Raw genomic sequence first — 17,636 nt, forward strand, 5'->3', positions numbered from 1 at the left:
CTGCCCCCAATTCCTAAGTAAGAGACACGGACATGCTTGATTCGAAACTGGTTCGCACCCAAACCGAGGAGGTAGCCGCACGTCTGGCGACCCGTGGCTACGTCCTGGACGTCAGCCTGGTGGAGTCGCTGGAAGCCCGTCGCAAGGCCGTGCAGACCCGCACCGAGACCTTGCAGGCCGAGCGTAACGCCCGCTCCAAGGGGATCGGCCAGGCCAAGGCCCGCGGTGAAGACATCGCGCCGTTGCTGGCCGAAGTCGATCGCATGGGCAGCGAACTGGAAGAGGCCAAGCGCGAGCTGGACAGTGTCCAGGGTGAACTGGATGCCCTGTTGCTGGGCCTGCCCAATCTGCCCGACGCCTCGGTGCCGGTTGGCAAGGACGAGGACGAGAACGTCGAAGTGCGCCGTTGGGGTACGCCGCGCGATTTCGATTTCGAGATCAAGGACCACGTCGCCCTAGGTGAAACCTACGGCTGGCTGGATTTCGAGACCGCTGCACGCTTCTCCGGCGCCCGCTTCGCCGTCATGCGCGGTCCCATCGCGCGTCTGCACCGCGCCCTGGCGCAGTTCATGCTGAACCTGCACACCGGAGAGCATGGCTACGAAGAGACCTACACGCCTTACTTGGTGCAGGCCGAGACGCTGCAGGGCACCGGTCAGCTGCCCAAGTTCGAGGAAGACCTGTTCAAGATCGGCCGGGAAGGCGAGAGCGACCTCTACCTGATCCCTACCGCCGAGGTCACCCTGACCAACCTGGTCGCCGGCCAGATCCTCGATTCCAAGCGTCTGCCACTGAAATTCACCGCCCACACGCCGTGCTTCCGCAGCGAAGCCGGTGCCTCGGGTCGCGATACCCGCGGCATGATCCGCCAGCACCAGTTCGACAAGGTGGAGATGGTCCACATCGTTGAGCCGAGCACTTCCTTCCAGGCCCTGGAAGAACTGACCGGCCACGCCGAGACCGTGCTGCAGCGCCTGGAGCTGCCCTACCGTGTACTGTCGCTGTGCACCGGCGACATGGGCTTCGGCGCCACCAAGACCTACGACCTGGAAGTCTGGGTGCCGAGCCAGGGCAAGTACCGTGAGATTTCGTCCTGCTCCAACTGCGGCGACTTCCAGGCCCGCCGCATGCAGGCTCGCTACCGCAACGCCGAGGGCAAGCCCGAACTGGTGCACACCCTCAATGGTTCCGGCCTGGCCGTGGGTCGCACCCTGGTCGCCGTGCTGGAGAACTACCAGCAGGCCGATGGCAGCATCCGCGTACCCGAGGTGCTCAAGCCCTACATGGGCGGCCTCGAGGTCATCGGCTGATGGATTACCTGCCGCTCTTCCACAAGCTCGATGGCCGTCCGGTGCTGGTGGTCGGCGGGGGCGATATCGCCCTGCGCAAGAGCGTGCTGCTGGCCGAAGCCGGTGCCCGCATCACCCTGGTGGCGCCGGAGATCGAGCCGGAGGTACGCGCCTTCGTCGAGGCGCGGGGCGGTAGTTGTCGGGTCGAGCGCTATGCGGCGGATCAGCTCGCCGGGCACTGCCTGGTGATCGCGGCCACCGATGATGACGGCGTCAACGAGGCGGTATCCCATGACGCCCAGGCCCTCGGTCTGCCGGTCAACGTGGTGGATGCGCCGCGGCTGTGCACCGTGATCTTCCCGGCCATCGTCGATCGCTCGCCGCTGGTGATCGCCATTTCCAGTGGTGGGGATGCCCCGGTGCTGGCCCGCCTGGTGCGGGCCAAGCTGGAGAGCTGGATTCCTGCCACCTATGGTCAACTGGCGCAACTGGCCCAGCGCTTCCGTGCCCGGGTCAAGACGCGCTTCGCCGATCTGCAGGCGCGGCGGATCTTCTGGGAAGAGGTATTCCAGGGCGAGGTCGCGGAAAAAGTCTTTTCAGGCCAGCCTCAGGCCGCCGAGCAACTGCTGGAAGCCAAGCTCACCAGCGAGACGGCCACCTTTCGGGGTGAGGTCTATCTGGTCGGTGCCGGTCCTGGCGATCCGGATCTGCTGACCTTCCGCGCGCTGCGGCTGATGCAGCAGGCCGACGTGGTGCTCTACGATCGCCTGGTAGCGCCTACCATCCTCGACATGTGCCGTCGCGACGCCGATCGCATCTATGTCGGCAAGCGGCGCGCCGAGCACGCAGTACCCCAGGATGATCTCAACCGGCTGCTGGTCAAGCTGGCCCAGGAGGGCAAGCGGGTCTTGCGGCTAAAAGGCGGGGATCCCTTCATCTTCGGTCGGGGCGGCGAGGAGATCGAGGAGCTGGCAGCGGAAGGCATTCCCTTCCAGGTGGTGCCGGGTATCACTGCCGCCAGCGGCTGCGCCGCCTATGCCGGCATTCCTTTGACGCACAGGGACCATGCCCAATCAGTGCGTTTCGTCACTGGCCATCTCAAGGATGGCTCGGCCGACTTGCCCTGGACCGACCTGGTCGCTCCCGGGCAGACCCTGGTGTTCTACATGGGGCTGGTCGGGCTGCCGACCATCTGCCAGCAGCTCATCGCCCATGGCAAGAACCCGGCGACGCCGGCGGCCTTGGTCCAGCAGGGCACCACGAGCAATCAGCGCGTGTTTACCGGCACCTTGCAAGACCTGCCCCAACTGGTAGCCGAGCATGAAGTCCATGCGCCGACCCTGGTGATCGTCGGCGAAGTGGTAGCGCTACGGGAGAAGCTGGCCTGGTTCGAAGGCGCCCAGGCCACGGCTTGACGTTCAGCCCGATCCCTGGATGCCTGCCCCAGTCAGGACCTCTCGGCCATGGGGCAGGTCCAGCTCCAGGGCCGGCCCCTTGGGTACGATGCCGGTCGGGTTGATCTGGGCATGGCTGCCGTAGTAGTGATGCTTGATGTGCTGGAGGTCCACGGTCTCGGCGATACCTGGCCATTGGTAAAGCTCCCTGAGCCAGCCCTGTAGCGCCGGATAGTCAAGGATTCTTCGCAGGTTGCATTTGAAGTGACCGTGGTAGACGGCGTCGAAGCGGATCAGGGTGGTGAACAGGCGCCAGTCGGCTTCGGTCAGCCATTCGCCAGTGAGATAGCGCTGCTGCTGCAACAGTCGTTCGAGATCGTCGAGGGTGGCGAAGACCTCGTCGAAGGCTTCTTCGTAAGCCTCCTGGGTGGTAGCGAAGCCGGCACGATAGACGCCATTGTTGACCGTCGGATAGATGCGCTCGTTGAGGGTATCGATCTGTCCGCGCAGGGCTTCCGGGTAGAGGTCCAGGTGATTCCCCGTCAGGTCATCGAAAGCGCCATTGAACATGCGGATGATCTCCGCGGATTCGTTGCTGACGATGCGTTCCTGTTGGCGATCCCAGAGCACCGGTACCGTGACCCGACCGGTGTAGTCGGCCTGGTCGCGCTGATAGAGCTGGTACAGGCGGTCGAGCTGATAGAGATCGTCGCCACTGGAGCCGTGCGCGGGATCGAAGGTCCAGCCTTCCTCACGCATCAGCCAGCTGACCACCGAAACGTCGATCAGGGCTTCAAGACCCTTGAGCTTGCGATAGATCAGGGTGCGATGGGCCCAGGGGCAGGCCAGGGAGACATAGAGGTGATAGCGGCCGGCCTCAGGCGCGTAGCGCGAGGCTTCTTCCGGAATGGCCTGCTCCGGGCGGGCGATCCAGTCACGGCGCTGGGCCTCTTCCCGTTTGAAATGGCCGTCCTTGCCGTTGTCGTACCAACGGTCCTGCCACTGCCCATCGACCAACAAGCCCATATCGTCATCCTCCGCTACGTTGCGGTTAGGAACCCAGGTGACCACCCTGGGTTCCGACGGCGACGTCAGAGCGTGCGATCACGCGCCTCCCAGCGGCGTTCGGCTTCGCTCTGGGCACTCGCCTGATCCTGGCCGAGGGCGCGCAAGGCCACGGCTAGCGTCGCGATGACTGCCAGACGGCCATAGGGGTCTTCCGCCTCGCCGTGCCAGGTAGCGGCCAGCAGCGCCGGATCGAGGCGCTCCGGTTTGACCTGGCGGCGCTCGGTAAGCGCCGGCCAGCTTTCGTCCCAGGCTTCGCCGCCACGGGTGCCATAGAGATGAGCGATGACATCGGGATTGCGCTCGACCTCGCCCCCTTCGCCCTTGATGACGATGCTGTCGTCACGCAGCAGGCGACTGGCCTCGCGATGTACCTCCTGGTACCCCGGATGGAAGATGCTCTGCAGGATGCAGCGCGCGCCACTGGGATTGAGCAGCCGTACCAGGGAGTGGATCGGAGAGCGCAAGCCAAGTTCGGCCTTGAGGTCGATCATCCGCTGCAGCGCTGGCATCCAGGCCGCCAGCGGCAGGAAGGCGGGCTGGCCGCGGTCGAGCAGGGCGCCGACGTCCTGCCAATCCTTGGCCGTCTGCAGACCCAGGTCTCCCAGGCATTGCTCGGTGTAGAGCCGGCCCCCCGTGTGGGTGCCGCCGCCATGCATGACGATCCGCACGCCGCTGCCGGCCAGGCACTTCACCGCGAGCAGGTACCAGGGCAGGTGCCGCTTCTTGCCGGCGTAGGACGGCCAGTCGAGGTCAACGGGGAAGCCGGGAGACTGCAGGCGCGCCCGAACGGCGCGGGTAAAGCCTGCCAGCTCTTCGGGGCTTTCTTCCTTGTGGCGCAGCAGCATGAGGAAGGCGCCGAGCTGGGCATCGGTCACCTGGCCGTCGAGGATCAGGCCCATGGCCATTTCGGCTTCGACTTCGGTCAGGCTGCGGGCACCGCGCTTGCCCTTGCCCAGGGCGCGGACGTAGACGGCGAAGGGATGTTCTTCGGGCGTGGTGAAGGTCATAGGCAATTGTCCGGTTTCGGCAGGCCGGCGAGCTTGGCGCCGAGCTTGGCCGGCGCTCCCTTGAACAGCAGGTTGAGCTGCAGGCTGGTACCCAGTTCGGGGCCCAGTGTCTGGGCGATGTACTTGATCAGCGGCCGATTGGCTGGTGATAGCTGGAATTGCGCATAAAAGTCACGGAGCGCCTGCAGCACCTGCCAATGGCGTTCGGTCAATTCGATGCCTTCCTTGAGTGCGAGTTGCCGGGCTACCTCGGGACTCCATTGGGAGAGATCGCGCAGATAGCCTTCGGGGTCGAGGTCGAGAGAGGGCATACTAGGTCCAGCTGATGACCTTGGCGTGGCTCACGCTCAGGTCGACGAAAGTGGGGTAATCGATTAGGGTCACGCCACGCTCCGGATGCAGGCGGCGGGCCTGGACGTCTTCCGCGAGCGCGTAGAGGCCTGCTTCCGCAGGCAGTCGTGCCAACGCCTGGTTGGCGGTGCTACCCGGGCGCAGTGCCTCCACGGCGCCACCGGTGAGCAGGATGGCGTCCCCGCCACGGACCCAGGTCAAGCCGTCCAGCGCATCGGACTCCGTCAGCGGCGAGCGGGAAAACAGGTGCAGAGTCGTCAAATGGAAATCACCTGGTCATGGTCGTGGATCAACGTGGCCAACGCCTCGGGTTCGAGTGGGGTCACCCAGCCGGGCAACTGCTCGGGCGTGATGCCCAGACGCTGCAGGGCCGAGGCTTCCGCATAGATAGCGTCGACGCCAAACAGCGACAGGGCGGAGAGATTGGCGCTCAGATCCTTCTGCTCGAGGGCAGTGCTGTCGGCTGCCAGCAATTGGGTCACCCCAGGGCCTGCGAACAGCATCGCCAGGGGCAGCTCGAAGGCGCCACCTGCCAGCACGATATCCAGTGCCTCGCGAGGAGCCGGACCGCCCAGCGCCGGCTGACGAGAGATGACGAGGGTACTCTTGGCCATGCTAGTCGCCTCCAAAGCAGAGCAGGCGATCGGCGTCCTGTATCGCTTCATGCAACTGCCCCAAGCCGGACAACTGCCAGGGCGCGTGCACGTTCACTGCGCCACCCCGTTCATAGCGCCGCGCTTCGTTCTCGTCCAGCAGCCCGCGCTTGAGGGCAGCGGCGATGCAGACCACGGCGTCGATCTGGTGACGTTCGATCAACTCGCGCCAGCGCGCGGGCAGGTCCAACTCGTCCTGCCCGCTGACCGAGGCGTGTGAGGCGTTATGGACGCCGTCGCGGTAGAGGAAGAGTCGCGACAGTTCGTGACCCCCGCCCAACAGCGCTTCGCAGAAGCGCAGGGCCCGCCGCGCCGAGGGCGCCTGGGGGGGGGAAAGGACAACGATGGCAAATTTCATGGATGTAAAAAGGCCCGCCGAAGCGGGCCTCTTGGGCTACCGCTGATGATCAATCGTTGTTGCTGGCGAATCCGAAGATCTGCAGCAAGCTGAGGAACATATTGTAGATCGAGACGTACAGGGTGATGGTAGCCATGATGTAGTTGTCTTCACCACCGTGCACGATGGCACTGGTCTGGAATAGGATGGCCGCGGCGGCGAACAGCACGAAGCCCGCGCTGATGGCCAGTTGCAGGCCGCTGATCTGGACGAAGAAGGACAGCACCACGGCGCCCAGCAGGATCCAGAAGCCCGCCATCAGGAAGCCACTCAGGAAACTCATGTCCTTGCGGCTGATCAGGGCGTAGGCCGACAGCCCAAAGAAGGCCAGGGCGGTCATGCCCGCTGCGGAGGCGATCACGCTGCCACCGTTGGGCAAGCCCAGGTACATGTTCAGGATCGGGCCCAGGGTGTAGCCCATGAAGCCGGTCAGGGCGAAGGTGCTGACCAGACCCCAGCCGCTGTCACGCGTCTTCATGGTCAGGAAGAACAGGCCGTAGAAGCCGATCAGGACCACGAAGATGTTGGGGTAGGGCAACCGCATCTGCTGCGAGACGAAGGCGACCAGGCCGCTGAACGCCAGAGTCATGGCCAGCAGGGCGTAGGTGTTGCGCAATACACGGCTGACGTCCCGAGATTGCGCGAGGGCAGGGTTGTAGGCGTATTGACGCTCGTTCATGGTGTACTCCAAAGCTAAATAGACGGTGTGATGTACCGTACGACCCCGAAGATAGCAAATGTTGCTTAAGGATCGCTTGCGAGTGTTTGACAGTGTGTTGCCATCAGGTACTATGCGCCCCTCTTACGGAAGTGTGGCCGAGTGGTTTAAGGCAGCGGTCTTGAAAACCGCCGACTCGCAAGGGTCCCAGAGTTCGAATCTCTGCGCTTCCGCCACCTGCAGCACCCTGGAAGCCCCGCATGACGGGGCTTTCGCGTTTCTGGGCGCACGAGTCCAGCTAGCCTTTATATGCGGCCGGTTTCCGTAACTTTAAAGCCGGTTTCCGTAACTACCGGATCAGCGGGTAGGGTCGACCACTTCGCCGACGCGCCGGTAGACGGTCTCGGTGATGCGCTTGTCGGTGTGGCCGAGGAGCTTCGAGGCGCGCCCCAGGTCCTCGATCTCGGAGGCTGCTTTCGGCCGGATGTCCCTGAACTGGAACTGGCGGATCGCGGCGGCCAACATCTCATCGAGGCTTTCCAGCGCTGCCGCTGCAGCATCTATCCGTGCCTCGTCGAAGCGGATCCGGAGCATGCTCGAAGTCAGTCGGCGACCGTCTGGCGTGGTGACCAGGTACGGCCCGACCACTCGCCGCTCCTTCCGCTGCTCCAGCAGCTTCTCGACCAGCACGCCCAAGGCGGTCGGCACCTCACCGGCCAGAAGCCTGATCCGCAGCTTCTTGGATGTCTTGCCTTGGGCAACCAGCAGGAACCCGTCCTGGATGTCGGCGGCGCGAGCGACCAGCACGTCGCTGGGCCGCTGCGCCGTCAGGTAGGCCAGGTCCATGGCGTCGCGCAGCTCGATGCAGGCGTGGGCGTAGACCGCATTCCATACCTCGTCCCGCGCATAGAAGTCCCGCGGCGTTTCCTTATTCTTCCGCACGCCCTTGGCCGGGTTCTCCATGTTGGTGATCCCCCACTCCCTGGCGATGTTGTAGACGTGGGATAGCAGGGCAATCTCCCGATTCGCCCGAACCTTCGCTGTCCGCTTGTCCCGGTACTGGGCAATGACCTGCGGCGTCACCGCCTCGACTGGCGCATCGGAGAACGCTGCTCGGAGCTGCTTCAGCGATAGCAGGTTGTCCCGCTGTGTCCGGGTTGCCTTCGACGGGATAATCTCCCGCTCGTACCGATCGAACACATCTCCCAGGCGCTTCATGGACTTCGGCATCGTTGTCCGTTCAAGCCGCGCCCATTCCGCTTTCGCCTCGTCGAGGTCCCCGCCCAGCGGAATCTCCTTCTGTCCCCCTCCCGGCAGGGTCTGGTTGTAGTAGTAGGCCACCCAGACCCTTCCGGACTTCAGCTTCCTGGTCCGCCTGATCATCCTTGGCGGCAAATCCCTATTCCCTGGTTCCTTCGGGCGCATCTCAACTCACTCTCGATAGGTCCAGCGCCCAGGCGTCAGACGCGGCATTGGTGGCATTGGGTTTCACACCGGCCAGCTTCAATCGTGCATAGACGCGCCCTACAACTGGGCGGCCGGCGGCGTTGCGTTCGTAGCGCCACCCGTGCGCGTCCAGCCAGGCGCATTGGGCAGCTTTCGACTTGCGGCCGATCAAGGTGGCCAGCTCCTGGCCGTCGAGGAACTCGGATACTTCTGGCATGGGGAGTCCTTCGCTGGCCTGACGCCAGCGATAAGCTTCTGCTAAAGGGAGGAGGGTGACTGCCGATACAAGCGTCAATAGCTGTCACTTAACCAGGGATACGGCATTGGACTTGAAAGAAGCAGTTTCGAAAATCAGTCGAGATATTTTCTCTTTGTATGCGCATGAGAAAATAGTTACGACTCCAGCTGATAAGCTACTCACAAGTATGAGGACGACAGTAAAGTGTCGATTCGAAGCGGCTGATAGGTTAAGAAATTATTCAAAGTTCTCGTTTTTTACCACGACTTATCTGTCGCTTGGTCTGATATTGATCCCCCTCGTTCAAAGCTCCAATATAGAGTTGGCTTTTAGTGGGCCTGTATTGAATGCAATGCAGATATTCCTCGCTGTTGCTGTTCTGGTCTTCTCGGTCGTCATAGGTACGGCTAAGTACGATATGAGGGCGGAGCTGCTAACGGAATGCGGGAGCCGGCTGAAGGAGCTTGTCAGGGAAATGAATCGCCTGATGGATGCTGACAAAAACATAGAGATATCCAAGTTGGGCGACATTGAGCTCCGATACTCAAGAATCGTGACCGACGTTGAGAACCACTCCCGAGTAGACTATCGCTGGGCTAAGCTTGATATGCCTCGGGATTATTTTATATACGGAATACCTCGTATTTGGTACCGCGCGGTTACGATAGGGGTATCTCTCTTTCCATATGGTATTCCATTGTTTCTGTTTGCTTTCGAGACGGTTTTTATTTTGGACATGCTGGGCGTGACCAAACTTATGCCCAGTATTTTTTATGTGGTTTCAGATCGGCGCTAGTTTAGGCCTTTTAGGCGGCCGAAGCCCGGACCTTCGAGTTCGACCAAGGGTCGTTTGCTTTGGCGATCGCTGCCATGTGAGGAGGGCTGACGCTGTTCCCGCACATATGTACCTGCTGGCTCTTTGTGAAGGCCTTGCCATCGGCGCCGCGGTCGATCTGGTAGTTGTCCGGAAAGCCTTGGGCGCGGTACAGCTCGCGCGGCTGCAGCATGCGCAGGCCGATGTCCACCACCACATAGGGCGTGCCCTGGATGGTGACGGTGACTAGGGCCAGGCGGTCCTTGGTGGTGACCGTGGGCGACGGCTCGTCCGGCCGGCTGGTGTTGTCGGTGCCGTAGTAGCTCATCAGGAAGGCCGCCACGCGCAGGGCGCCGGCTTCGACCTCGGGCGCCAGCTGCAGCTCGACCACCGAGGTCTTGCCGCCGCCGCCGGCGGTGACGGTCGGCGCCGGCTCGTCCACGCCCTGGCCAATGGAGGCGCCGAACTGACGGGACAGGAACGCGGTGACCGCACCATGGTGCTGGCCCGCAGCGCTGATAGTGTGCAGCGGATCCTGCGGCGCCCGGGCATCGCAGTTACCGCGCAGGTGGGCGAGGGTGGCCACCGCCAGGCGCTGCTGGCTGCCCGAGTTGGTCACGGTGGTCATCGGCCGCTCTACGCTGTGCGCTGGCGTGGTATTGAAGCCGCCGTTCGCCTGCTCCAGGAAGGCAGTGCAGACGCCCATGGCATGGGCCGCGCCGGCCGGCCGCTGGCAGTTGCCGCCGCTGGTGATGGTCGGCATCGGCTCATCGGCTGCAGCACCTGCTGAGTCGAAGCGGAATTTCAGCAAGTGGGCCATGGCCACCGAGTGGCCTCCGCTGCCACTGGCGGTGACTGCGCCCACCGGCTGAGCGATGTCCCGGCTGCCAGAGCCCCAGCGCTGCACCCCGCCAGGCTTTCCTTCACCATGGGCAGCCTGCACCAACACGGGGGCGGCCACCATCTGCTCGCCGCGGTTTGCGCAGGTGACAGTGGGCAGGGGCTGCCGCGGGTCGTTCACCCGGTCGCCGCCCTGGTGGGTGGCTGGCGCGAAGACCGGGCTGGCCACTGCGAACGATCCACCCCGAGGCCAGGCGGTGATGGTGTGCAGCGGGTTGGCCGTCGAGAGCGCGACCTCCTGCGACCAGTTGGCGATCGGCACGATGAAGGGGTCAGCAGCGTCGAGCACGAACTTGCGCATGCCCTTGGCCACTCGGCGCAGCGTGGCGGCAGCCAGCGGCTTCTTCCGCTCGAAGATCGAGGGGCAGGGGATCGACCAGTCGATGCACTCGGCGGCGCTGCGCCACTTCTTTTGCCCCTTGGCCGGGGCCTTGGCGTGCGTCGGCGCTGGCCAGACGATGGGCTGGCCATCGCAGCGGGCGATCATAAAGAGACGCTCGCGACTGGTGGGCGCGCCGTAGTCGCAGGCCCGGCCGACTTGCCACTCCACCTGGTAGCCCATGCCCTGCAGCAGCTGGACGAAACGGCGCCAAGTCTGGCCCTTGCGCTTCGGGTCCGGCACCAGGAACTGCTGGTGCACCGGCACGCGCTCGCCCTGGGCGGCCACCGTGCCGTCGACCTTCATCACCCGGCCGGTCGCCTTGCAGCGCTTGGCGATCAGCGGGCCCCACTGCAGGATCTGCTTCACGTTCTCCAGGCTGATAACCCGGGGGCGTTTCTTGCCGGCCCACTTCAGCCCGATCCAGCTGAGGTTGCGGATCTCGCGCTTCCGCGGCTGGCCGCCGGCGGCCTGGCTGTGGTGGGTGCAGTCGGGGCTCATGTGGAACCAGCCGACCGGCCGGCCCGCGCACTCGGTATCGGAGTCGCCATCGAACACGTCGGTGGTGAAATGCCGGGCGGTGGGGTGGTTGGCGGTGTGCATGCTGATCGCCGCAGCGCTGTGGTTCTTGGCCACGGCCACCGGCCTGCCCAGACCCATCTCCAGACCGGTGCCAGCGCCACCGCCACCACAGAAGAAGTCCACGATGATCTCGTCGTCCTGGCTGCTGAAGCCCAGGCCATACTGTGTTTTGAAGTCGAGCGAGGCCCGCCGCTGGAATGCGGTCATGTTCGGTTTCCTTGTGAGGTGGAATCGGTCAGCGCACCGCTTCGGCTGGGCTATGCTGATCAATCCATCTAGTCGGAGATCAGCTATGGCCCAGCTACCAGATCGTGAGATAGCCCTTCATCAGGCTCTCGTCGGGGTGCTTTATGTTGCGAAGGAGCAGGGCGTCGACATTGACGACCTAGTGGAGGAAATCAGAACGCGCCTGCTCGGCAATGAAATGCTCCGGATAGTGGAGCACCCGCATGTAACGAACGCGATAACTGAGCTAGAAGAGGCGCGTGATTCGGCAGTTGCTATGCACGCGTAGCGTCTTGGATCAGTTCCGTTTGAGCTGCCGCGCATTGCTCTTCCCCGTGAGGTAGTAGTCCGGCCTGAGCGCGTTTCTTTGCTTGGGACTCAGCAGCGATACCGCGAACCCGGGGCGCGCTGCTGTTGAATTCGGCCGCCCGGGTCAGCTCCCGCGGTGCCAGGTAGGGCAGGGTGGCGATGCTGCCGCCGGCGGCCTGGTATGCGTCCATTCTACCTTTCAGCCAGTCGCGCTCCCTGTTGCGCTCGGCGATGTCGTGAGCAAAGAGAGGGATCATGCTGCTGGCCTCGACTCGTGCAGGGTCAGCGCCATGATCAGCTGAGCCGCTTCATGCCTGGCATCGTGTAGCGCGTGGTGCTGGATCCCTTCGAAGGGCAGGTCAGCTGCTTCCGGGTAGAGGTCCAGCAGCGTGCGCATGCAGCGCTCGTTGCGGAAGTACCAGGGCGCGTCCCGCCTGAAGGCACGATAGGCGCTCGTCAGGATGGTGCATTCGAAGCTCGGGCCCTTCCCCCAGACCACAACGCCGTCGTCTGCTGCCTTCGCAGTGACCCAATGCTCAAGATCCGCTAGCGCTTGGTACAGGCTGCCGGCCGATTGGGACCCGTCGATCTCCTGGCGGGCCTCTACGTCTTGGCGCATCCACCACTCGACGGTGTCGCCGTCGATGACGCAGCCAACGTCCAGCGTAGTGTCGAGCTGCACGCGAAGGTACAGCTCACCCACCGGCACCCGATCCCGTACCGCCACGGCGCCAATGCTCACGATGGCGGCATTGGGCAGGGTGCTCATGGTCTCAAGGTCGATCACAACGTCTAGCCGGCTCATGCCTCAATCCTCTTGAACTCGACGACCCATACCCAGGGATTGGCATCCCAGGACTCCTCGCCGTTCAGCGAAGCCCACAGCTCTTTCCACTGGTGCAGTAGGTCGCATTCCGCGTCGTGCTCACGCAGACGGGTCTGGAGGCCTTCAGCTATCAGCTGCTCGGTTGTGATGACCTGCAGGCGCTCGACGCGCAATCCAGTAATCTCCAGCAAGATTCGGCAGACGGCGCGGGGCATGTGAATGCTCGGTTTCCATTTGATCCCGAAGTCTTTCCGAGCTTCGTCACTAGCCGACCCAGGTGGTGAGTCAGCGGCAAAGGCATATCGCTGCAACGGTCCTGCGGGGTCTGGTCGGTGCTCAATTCCTGTGCCTTGCAGATCGGCAAATGACTCGCGCACCCATAGGCGGTCGCCAATCTGCCCGTAAGGGCAAGCAATCGGGTGCTCGGTGCCCAAGTGATCCATGCTGCTCTCATCGAAAGTGTGCATGGGACGCCAGGATCCATCCTGCTGCTGGTGCAGCTCGAATTGGGTGTCAGCACTTCGCATGCTGGGCTTGATTATTCGACGCGTGACCGTCTTACGGCCTTCGAGGATGTCGCGCACCATGGCGCCGCTGAAGAGAATCGGACGCTCTTTCATGCGGACAGCTCCCCTTCGGTGCGCAGCAGGTTTTCAGCGGTGCGGCGCGCTGGCACCTTCTGGTCGGCCTTGCGATAGTAGTGGACCCAGGCGCCATTGGCGCGGCGCTCGGCGCGATAGGGCCAGCACTCGAAGCCCAGCATGCGGGCACGCGAAATCGCTGCCGCCGGGCTACGCCCGATGATAGGTAGGGTGATCATTATGATGGTCTCGGGATGGCGCCGAGCGGCGCGGGGGTGAAGCGGGAGGGGGAATACCCCGTGACGTGGGGCGACCGATCCGATCCTCGGGGTGAGTCCGATACCGAACTGCCGGTGATGCCCTCCGCCGGCTGGGGTCCGAGTCGCCTTGGGAAGCACCGCTCGGCCGGCTGCAGCGGTTCGCTAGGGAGTAGGCGCCCCGGCTTACCTCTACGCTTCTGAGAATGGACCGCCTCGCGAGATGTGCAAGCGAAGCGGAATGGATTGATGCAGTGCCAGTGCCTGTTGGAGCTAACTGGCGCGACGCCGTCTTCCTACATCGGAGAGGGGTCGGGACATCAGGGCGTTACCCCTACTTACGTCCACCCGCTCGATTCTGGTATTGGCCGTACAGGACGGCTCAGGTGATTGGTGGCCTTTGCTCTTCCAAGCGCTGCAGCCCACTCGGGCGCGCCCCAACCCCTCTCCGATGAAGTCCCCGTAACGTGGGGAATACGGCCTGGCCCTCGGCGAGATGCACTAGAGAACCGATACCAGGCTGCTGGTGATGCGCTCCGCCGGCTGCCGTTCTTTACTCTTCTTTCTTGTCGGTACCGACCAGCAGGACCGCCAGCAGCAGGGCGACGATCACCAGGTCGCCAACCATCGACATGACCCGGCTTGCGGAATCGACCAGCACCACGCCGCCGGCCAGCCCGAAGGCGACAATCCGGCGAGCGCGGTTGGTCATGTGCTTGAGCCAACCGCGCATGGCGTCAGGCCTCGATGCCGAAGTCTTGAACGCGCAGGCCCAGCTCGCGGCCCACCTCGGCAAGCACTTTCAGCTCTTCCGGCTCGATTTCGCCATCAGCCTCGGCGACGGTGATCATGTTGACAAACACCTCCTCGGCATCGCTGGCGTTGTTCTTGATGTCGCGGATCTCGCGCATAATGTTCATGCGGCCCACGCGGAAGCCGGCCTGCAGCTGCTCGGTGAACCGGGAGACCGTGGTGGTGATCTCGCCGCCGAAGTGTTCCAGGTTCTTGTTCGAGCGCAGCAGCTGCTCGATCTTGTCGCTTTCGGACTTCTCAATCTCGCCGTCAGCGGCGGCCACCAGCAGGCAACCGCCCACCACCGCCTGCATCAGGTCCCGGTTCTCGACGCGCTTCAGCTCGACCTTGGCGGCGCCGACCTTCTTACCGAACAATTTTCCGAACATGGGGTATCTCCAGTGTGTGAGGGCTCAACGCATCGCCCTCCTTGAAGGCGATCCGGTGAGGGCCGGCGAACCGGCCAGGGTCATGCATAGATTTCGAGGGCTTCAGCCCGACGCATCATTCGCACCTGGGCGGTGCGGCGCTCCGGCGCGCGGCGGTCGCGGCGCATCGGGTCTTCGTCGAGGGCGGCATGGGCAACCACCAGGGCGGCCAGGGCCAGGCATAGAGGGCTAATGATCTGGCGCTTCATGGCCTCGGCCACCAGCTGCGGGGCGCGTTGCACGCCTAGCTTGAACATTGCGCTGCTGACCCGCTTGGTGACGGTCATGGGCGCGATCGCCATGTCACGGGCGATCTGCTTGTGGGTCAGGCCGCTGGCTAGGCCCATCACGCATTCCAGTTCTCGGCGAGCCAGGCCCATGCCTAGGCGTCCTTGCCATTGCCCGAATTCGATCACGGTGTAGATCCTTACGCCGCTACGGCGTGGTACTGGTACTGGTTGAGGAGGTCTTCAAAGCTGGCCAGCGTGCGCTGGAAGTAGAGCTTCAGGCCTGGTGTGGATGCTTGTCGCAACTCGCGCCGGTAGATGGCCACGAGGTCTTCAACGTGCGGCAGGATGTTCATGTGCAGAGTGGCTGGCGTGGCGGCTTCAATCTGGCCGCGAAGCCAGGCGGCGTAGTGCTGGTTCATGACGAGCACCTCAGTAGCTGGATACCGCGGGCCGTGTTTGCCGTGAGCGTGATGTAGCCCTTCTGATGGAGCGCTTCCAGGTGCCCCTGGGCGCCGTTCGGCGAAGCCATGCCCATCAGCTCGGCCAGCTCTGAACGGGTTGGCGGATAGTTGTAGGCCGACAGGAAGGCTTCCACTTCCTGCAGGGTCTGCAGCTGGCGCGGGGTCAGATCGTTGGCCATGTCGGCCTCCTGTTCGGTTGTCTTCCCGGATGCGCCTCATCGAAGCGCATCGAGGAAAACTGCTATGCCGGTGTTACGCGCCACCGCCGGCTGGGCGACTACTTGTTCGGGGGATCTGGGATCCCAACAGCCACCCACGCTGGTATGCCGGTGGCTCTCCATTTCGGTGCTTTACGCTGCACACCTTGGGGGAGGCGTCCCATCTCAAGAGGTTGGCTTTAAACCCTGGGTCTCCTGATCGCTACCCGGGGCGGCTTGCGCTGCCGATGGGCTAAATATAGGAATGCCCGTAATCCGAGTCAATGGGTATTCCCATATTTTTTTATGGGCCGACCCATTGAATCCCCCTTTTTCATCGTCTACTGTTTATCCATACAGTATCTATGTGAAGGAGGTCACACGATGTCGAAGTCCGTTAACCAGACGATGTCCGCCCAAGAGCGCCTGGCGATCCGTATCTCGAACATGATCGGTTCGCCCAAGGCGCAGCTGCACCGGCAGGCCAGGATCCACAAGCTAGATAGCGATCCTGAGGAGGTGTGGGATCTGCTGATCGGGGCGCTGGCGGAATCGACAGAGTTGGAGGTGACCTTTGAGGACGACGGGGACGTGACCATCCGTTGGGAGGAGGACAAGGAGGCGGCGAAGGAGGAGGGCGATGACTTCATCACTATCGAGGCCTTCGACTGGGAGAAGGATGTCGCGGCAAGTGGGCGACGCGAGTAGCACAATAAGGACTAGGCACAAAAAAGCCCGCGGGGTAGCGGGCTGCTGTCTAGCCTTCCAAGTCAGGTCTTTGGTCGGCCTGCCCGCTCAGCTATGAGGCGCGCAAGAGCGTCGGAGATCTCCTCGGCGTTCGCTTCAATAGTCAGCATGTGCTGTTCGACAGCATCTCCAACGTTCATGGAGCCGCGGTCCACTACCCATCCGGCGAGCTCTTCAACGGCGCTGGCCAGGGAATTTTGGTTCTCGTGAAGACGGTAGAGTAGGGTGAGCAGTGGATCTTCCATAGCGGCCTCCTAGGCAAAGCCTGAGGATAGCCGAAGCCGTCTCCACAAAAAGAGAAGGCCCGCACTCCTGTGCGAGCCTTGGCTCATCACCCCAAAGGCACTCGAACCGAAGCGGTAAGCATAGTGCATCGGCGTAAAAAGGCCCGTGGGGTCGCAATGCTTAGATAGGTATCAGGAGCGGGGTCGCAGCGCTCGCTCTGCAATGAGCTGAGCCAGAGCATCTTCGATTGCGTCGGCATTGAGCTCAAGCATCTGCAGGTGCCGCTCGACGGCGTCACCGACCTGTACTGAGCCGCGGTCTGTCACCCAGGTTGTCAGCTCCTCGATAGCCAAGCTGAGAGCGATTTGGTTTTCGTTGAGACGAAATAGAAGGGCGAGCAGGGGATCTTCCATAGCGACCTCCGCGGCAAAGGCTCAGCTTAGACCAGGATCGTGGCAGGTAGAAACAGAAAGCCCGGCGCTGGGCCGGGCTAGGCTTCAAACGCAGCTACCGCCTTTGTGGTGAGAGCCCGTGCCGCCAACTGGATGGGTGCCTTTAGGGCAGGCTTGGGCCAACATCGGGCCAGACAGAGCGAGCAGTAGGCCGAGCAGAACGACTTTCTTCATGGTAACCCTCCGTAATGACCACAATGGTCATGGCGGTTATCGGCTGATCAGACGTCTGCTGAAGTAACTGCGCTGAATGGCGAGATGGGTGGACAGCGGCGAGAGTAAGATCAGATTTCCATCAAGTAGTAGGAGCTGATATGGGCATCAACATCACCGCGATCGAACGACTGGCACGGCTCTTCGCTGTACCTGTAGCCTGGACCATATTCCCCCTCATTGGCTACGCGATCCTGCCTTCCCCCGGAAACTCGTCTCCGTTACTGGCGGGCATGACTCAGGTCTTCCACGCTGTCGGCAACGTCTTGCTACTGGCAAGCTTACCTGGCGCTGCTTGGGTAGCTCGGCGATTCTGGCTGCTGTGGAAATGGGAGAGCGGCGACCTCAATGGCGGCTGCTACAACTGCGCAGGTCCTATGCTTCACAAGGATGGCCGGCACGGGCCATACAGTATCTGCATGGTGTGTGACTCGAAGCGAGAAGGGCACCACTAGACATTCAGGGAAATCCCCGCAAAAGCCGGGCGATATGTAAAGTATGCGTTAAGTACCGGCCA

The 17,636-nt window shown here is 62.9% G+C and carries 25 protein-coding genes and 1 tRNA gene; 6 read left to right on the forward strand and 20 right to left on the reverse strand.

Features of this window, described 5'->3' with window-relative positions; translation table 11 throughout:
* Nucleotides 1-32: 32 nt before the first annotated feature.
* Nucleotides 33-1,310, forward strand: a complete 1,278-nt coding sequence (serS, locus tag ACUCV0_RS05005; protein ID WP_434776447.1) for a serine--tRNA ligase — start codon at nt 33-35, stop codon at nt 1,308-1,310.
* Entirely contained in the window at nt 1,310-2,704 is a 1,395-nt protein-coding gene (cysG, locus tag ACUCV0_RS05010; protein ID WP_271654688.1) for a siroheme synthase CysG, read from the forward strand. Before serS ends, cysG begins: the two co-directional genes overlap by 1 nt.
* Before the next feature lie 3 nt (nt 2,705-2,707).
* Here cysG and ACUCV0_RS05015 read toward each other — a convergent pair whose 3' ends face one another.
* The 7 genes from ACUCV0_RS05015 to ACUCV0_RS05045 form a co-directional block, all read right to left on the reverse strand.
* On the reverse strand, nt 2,708-3,709 hold the full coding sequence (locus ACUCV0_RS05015; protein WP_482212169.1) for a glutathione S-transferase family protein: 1,002 nt from the start codon (nt 3,707-3,709) through the stop codon (nt 2,708-2,710).
* Between the two features lie 65 nt (nt 3,710-3,774).
* On the reverse strand, nt 3,775-4,758 hold the full coding sequence (locus ACUCV0_RS05020; protein ID WP_482212170.1) for a glycosyl transferase family protein: 984 nt from the start codon (nt 4,756-4,758) through the stop codon (nt 3,775-3,777).
* On the reverse strand, nt 4,755-5,069 hold the full coding sequence (locus ACUCV0_RS05025) for a TusE/DsrC/DsvC family sulfur relay protein (RefSeq protein WP_271654691.1): 315 nt from the start codon (nt 5,067-5,069) through the stop codon (nt 4,755-4,757). Before ACUCV0_RS05025 ends, ACUCV0_RS05020 begins: the two co-directional genes overlap by 4 nt.
* A gap of 1 nt (nt 5,070) precedes the next feature.
* A complete protein-coding gene (gene tusB / locus ACUCV0_RS05030) occupies nt 5,071-5,370 on the reverse strand; it encodes a sulfurtransferase complex subunit TusB (protein ID WP_482212171.1) in 300 nt (99 codons plus the stop codon).
* Nucleotides 5,367-5,723 carry a sulfurtransferase complex subunit TusC gene (gene tusC / locus ACUCV0_RS05035; RefSeq protein WP_482212172.1) on the reverse strand — a complete coding sequence of 119 codons (357 nt, stop codon included), beginning with the start codon at nt 5,721-5,723 and terminating at the stop codon, nt 5,367-5,369. Before tusC ends, tusB begins: the two co-directional genes overlap by 4 nt.
* A 1-nt stretch (nt 5,724) precedes the next feature.
* Nucleotides 5,725-6,120 (reverse strand): sulfurtransferase complex subunit TusD, encoded by a 396-nt coding sequence (tusD, locus tag ACUCV0_RS05040; RefSeq protein WP_482212173.1) that lies wholly within the window; start codon nt 6,118-6,120, stop codon nt 5,725-5,727.
* Between the two features lie 49 nt (nt 6,121-6,169).
* Nucleotides 6,170-6,838, reverse strand: coding sequence for a Bax inhibitor-1/YccA family protein (locus ACUCV0_RS05045; RefSeq protein ID WP_271654694.1), 669 nt, complete (start codon nt 6,836-6,838; stop codon nt 6,170-6,172).
* Nucleotides 6,839-6,965: 127 nt separating this feature from the next.
* On the opposite strand from ACUCV0_RS05045, the gene ACUCV0_RS05050 reads away from it, so the two are divergent.
* A tRNA-Ser gene (locus ACUCV0_RS05050) sits at nt 6,966-7,053 on the forward strand.
* Nucleotides 7,054-7,174: 121 nt separating this feature from the next.
* Here ACUCV0_RS05050 and ACUCV0_RS05055 read toward each other — a convergent pair.
* The gene (locus ACUCV0_RS05055) at nt 7,175-8,242 is read right to left on the reverse strand and encodes a tyrosine-type recombinase/integrase (RefSeq protein WP_482212174.1); all 1,068 of its coding nucleotides are present in this window, start codon (nt 8,240-8,242) and stop codon (nt 7,175-7,177) included.
* 1 nt (nt 8,243) lies between these two features.
* The gene (locus tag ACUCV0_RS05060; RefSeq protein ID WP_482212175.1) at nt 8,244-8,480 is read right to left on the reverse strand and encodes a DUF4224 domain-containing protein; all 237 of its coding nucleotides are present in this window, start codon (nt 8,478-8,480) and stop codon (nt 8,244-8,246) included.
* Nucleotides 8,481-8,586: 106 nt separating this feature from the next.
* On the opposite strand from ACUCV0_RS05060, the gene ACUCV0_RS05065 reads away from it, so the two are divergent.
* Nucleotides 8,587-9,297, forward strand: a complete 711-nt coding sequence (locus ACUCV0_RS05065) for an SLATT domain-containing protein (RefSeq protein WP_482212176.1) — start codon at nt 8,587-8,589, stop codon at nt 9,295-9,297.
* Nucleotides 9,298-9,307: 10 nt separating this feature from the next.
* Here ACUCV0_RS05065 and ACUCV0_RS05070 read toward each other — a convergent pair whose 3' ends face one another.
* Nucleotides 9,308-11,383, reverse strand: a complete 2,076-nt coding sequence (locus ACUCV0_RS05070) for a DNA cytosine methyltransferase (RefSeq protein WP_482212177.1) — start codon at nt 11,381-11,383, stop codon at nt 9,308-9,310.
* An 85-nt stretch (nt 11,384-11,468) separates the two neighbouring features.
* Between ACUCV0_RS05070 and ACUCV0_RS05075 the strand changes: the two genes are divergently transcribed.
* Nucleotides 11,469-11,690, forward strand: coding sequence for a hypothetical protein (locus ACUCV0_RS05075; protein WP_482212178.1), 222 nt, complete (start codon nt 11,469-11,471; stop codon nt 11,688-11,690).
* Nucleotides 11,691-11,963: 273 nt separating this feature from the next.
* Here the strand turns inward: ACUCV0_RS05075 and ACUCV0_RS05080 are convergent, their stop codons facing one another.
* The 8 genes from ACUCV0_RS05080 to ACUCV0_RS05115 form a co-directional block, all read right to left on the reverse strand.
* Nucleotides 11,964-12,515: a 3'-5' exonuclease gene (locus ACUCV0_RS05080; RefSeq protein ID WP_482212179.1), complete on the reverse strand. Its 552-nt coding sequence runs from the start codon at nt 12,513-12,515 to the stop codon at nt 11,964-11,966.
* The gene (locus ACUCV0_RS05085) at nt 12,512-13,156 is read right to left on the reverse strand and encodes a hypothetical protein (RefSeq protein ID WP_482212180.1); all 645 of its coding nucleotides are present in this window, start codon (nt 13,154-13,156) and stop codon (nt 12,512-12,514) included. The genes ACUCV0_RS05080 and ACUCV0_RS05085 overlap by 4 nt, the downstream gene beginning before the upstream one ends.
* Nucleotides 13,153-13,356, reverse strand: coding sequence for a hypothetical protein (locus ACUCV0_RS05090; protein ID WP_482212181.1), 204 nt, complete (start codon nt 13,354-13,356; stop codon nt 13,153-13,155). Before ACUCV0_RS05090 ends, ACUCV0_RS05085 begins: the two co-directional genes overlap by 4 nt.
* Before the next feature lie 571 nt (nt 13,357-13,927).
* Nucleotides 13,928-14,107 carry a DUF3927 family protein gene (locus ACUCV0_RS05095; protein ID WP_482212182.1) on the reverse strand — a complete coding sequence of 60 codons (180 nt, stop codon included), beginning with the start codon at nt 14,105-14,107 and terminating at the stop codon, nt 13,928-13,930.
* Nucleotides 14,108-14,111: 4 nt separating this feature from the next.
* Entirely contained in the window at nt 14,112-14,555 is a 444-nt protein-coding gene (locus ACUCV0_RS05100) for a TerB family tellurite resistance protein (RefSeq protein ID WP_133861879.1), read from the reverse strand.
* Nucleotides 14,556-14,635: 80 nt separating this feature from the next.
* The gene (locus ACUCV0_RS05105) at nt 14,636-14,974 is read right to left on the reverse strand and encodes a response regulator transcription factor (protein ID WP_482212183.1); all 339 of its coding nucleotides are present in this window, start codon (nt 14,972-14,974) and stop codon (nt 14,636-14,638) included.
* 47 nt (nt 14,975-15,021) lie between these two features.
* Nucleotides 15,022-15,243 (reverse strand): hypothetical protein, encoded by a 222-nt coding sequence (locus ACUCV0_RS05110; RefSeq protein ID WP_482212184.1) that lies wholly within the window; start codon nt 15,241-15,243, stop codon nt 15,022-15,024.
* Nucleotides 15,240-15,464 (reverse strand): LexA family protein, encoded by a 225-nt coding sequence (locus ACUCV0_RS05115; RefSeq protein ID WP_482212185.1) that lies wholly within the window; start codon nt 15,462-15,464, stop codon nt 15,240-15,242. Before ACUCV0_RS05115 ends, ACUCV0_RS05110 begins: the two co-directional genes overlap by 4 nt.
* Before the next feature lie 402 nt (nt 15,465-15,866).
* On the opposite strand from ACUCV0_RS05115, the gene ACUCV0_RS05120 reads away from it, so the two are divergent.
* A complete protein-coding gene (locus tag ACUCV0_RS05120; RefSeq protein ID WP_482212186.1) occupies nt 15,867-16,190 on the forward strand; it encodes a DUF1654 domain-containing protein in 324 nt (107 codons plus the stop codon).
* Between the two features lie 62 nt (nt 16,191-16,252).
* Here ACUCV0_RS05120 and ACUCV0_RS05125 read toward each other — a convergent pair whose 3' ends face one another.
* Both ACUCV0_RS05125 and ACUCV0_RS05130 read right to left on the reverse strand, forming a co-directional pair.
* Complete coding sequence (locus tag ACUCV0_RS05125; protein ID WP_482212187.1) at nt 16,253-16,474, reverse strand: hypothetical protein; 222 nt, start codon at nt 16,472-16,474, stop codon at nt 16,253-16,255.
* Nucleotides 16,475-16,645: 171 nt separating this feature from the next.
* A complete protein-coding gene (locus ACUCV0_RS05130) occupies nt 16,646-16,867 on the reverse strand; it encodes a hypothetical protein (RefSeq protein WP_482212188.1) in 222 nt (73 codons plus the stop codon).
* Nucleotides 16,868-17,636: the final 769 nt, after the last annotated feature.

The sequence above is a fragment of the Pseudomonas sp. VMV1 genome, from assembly GCF_056790235.1.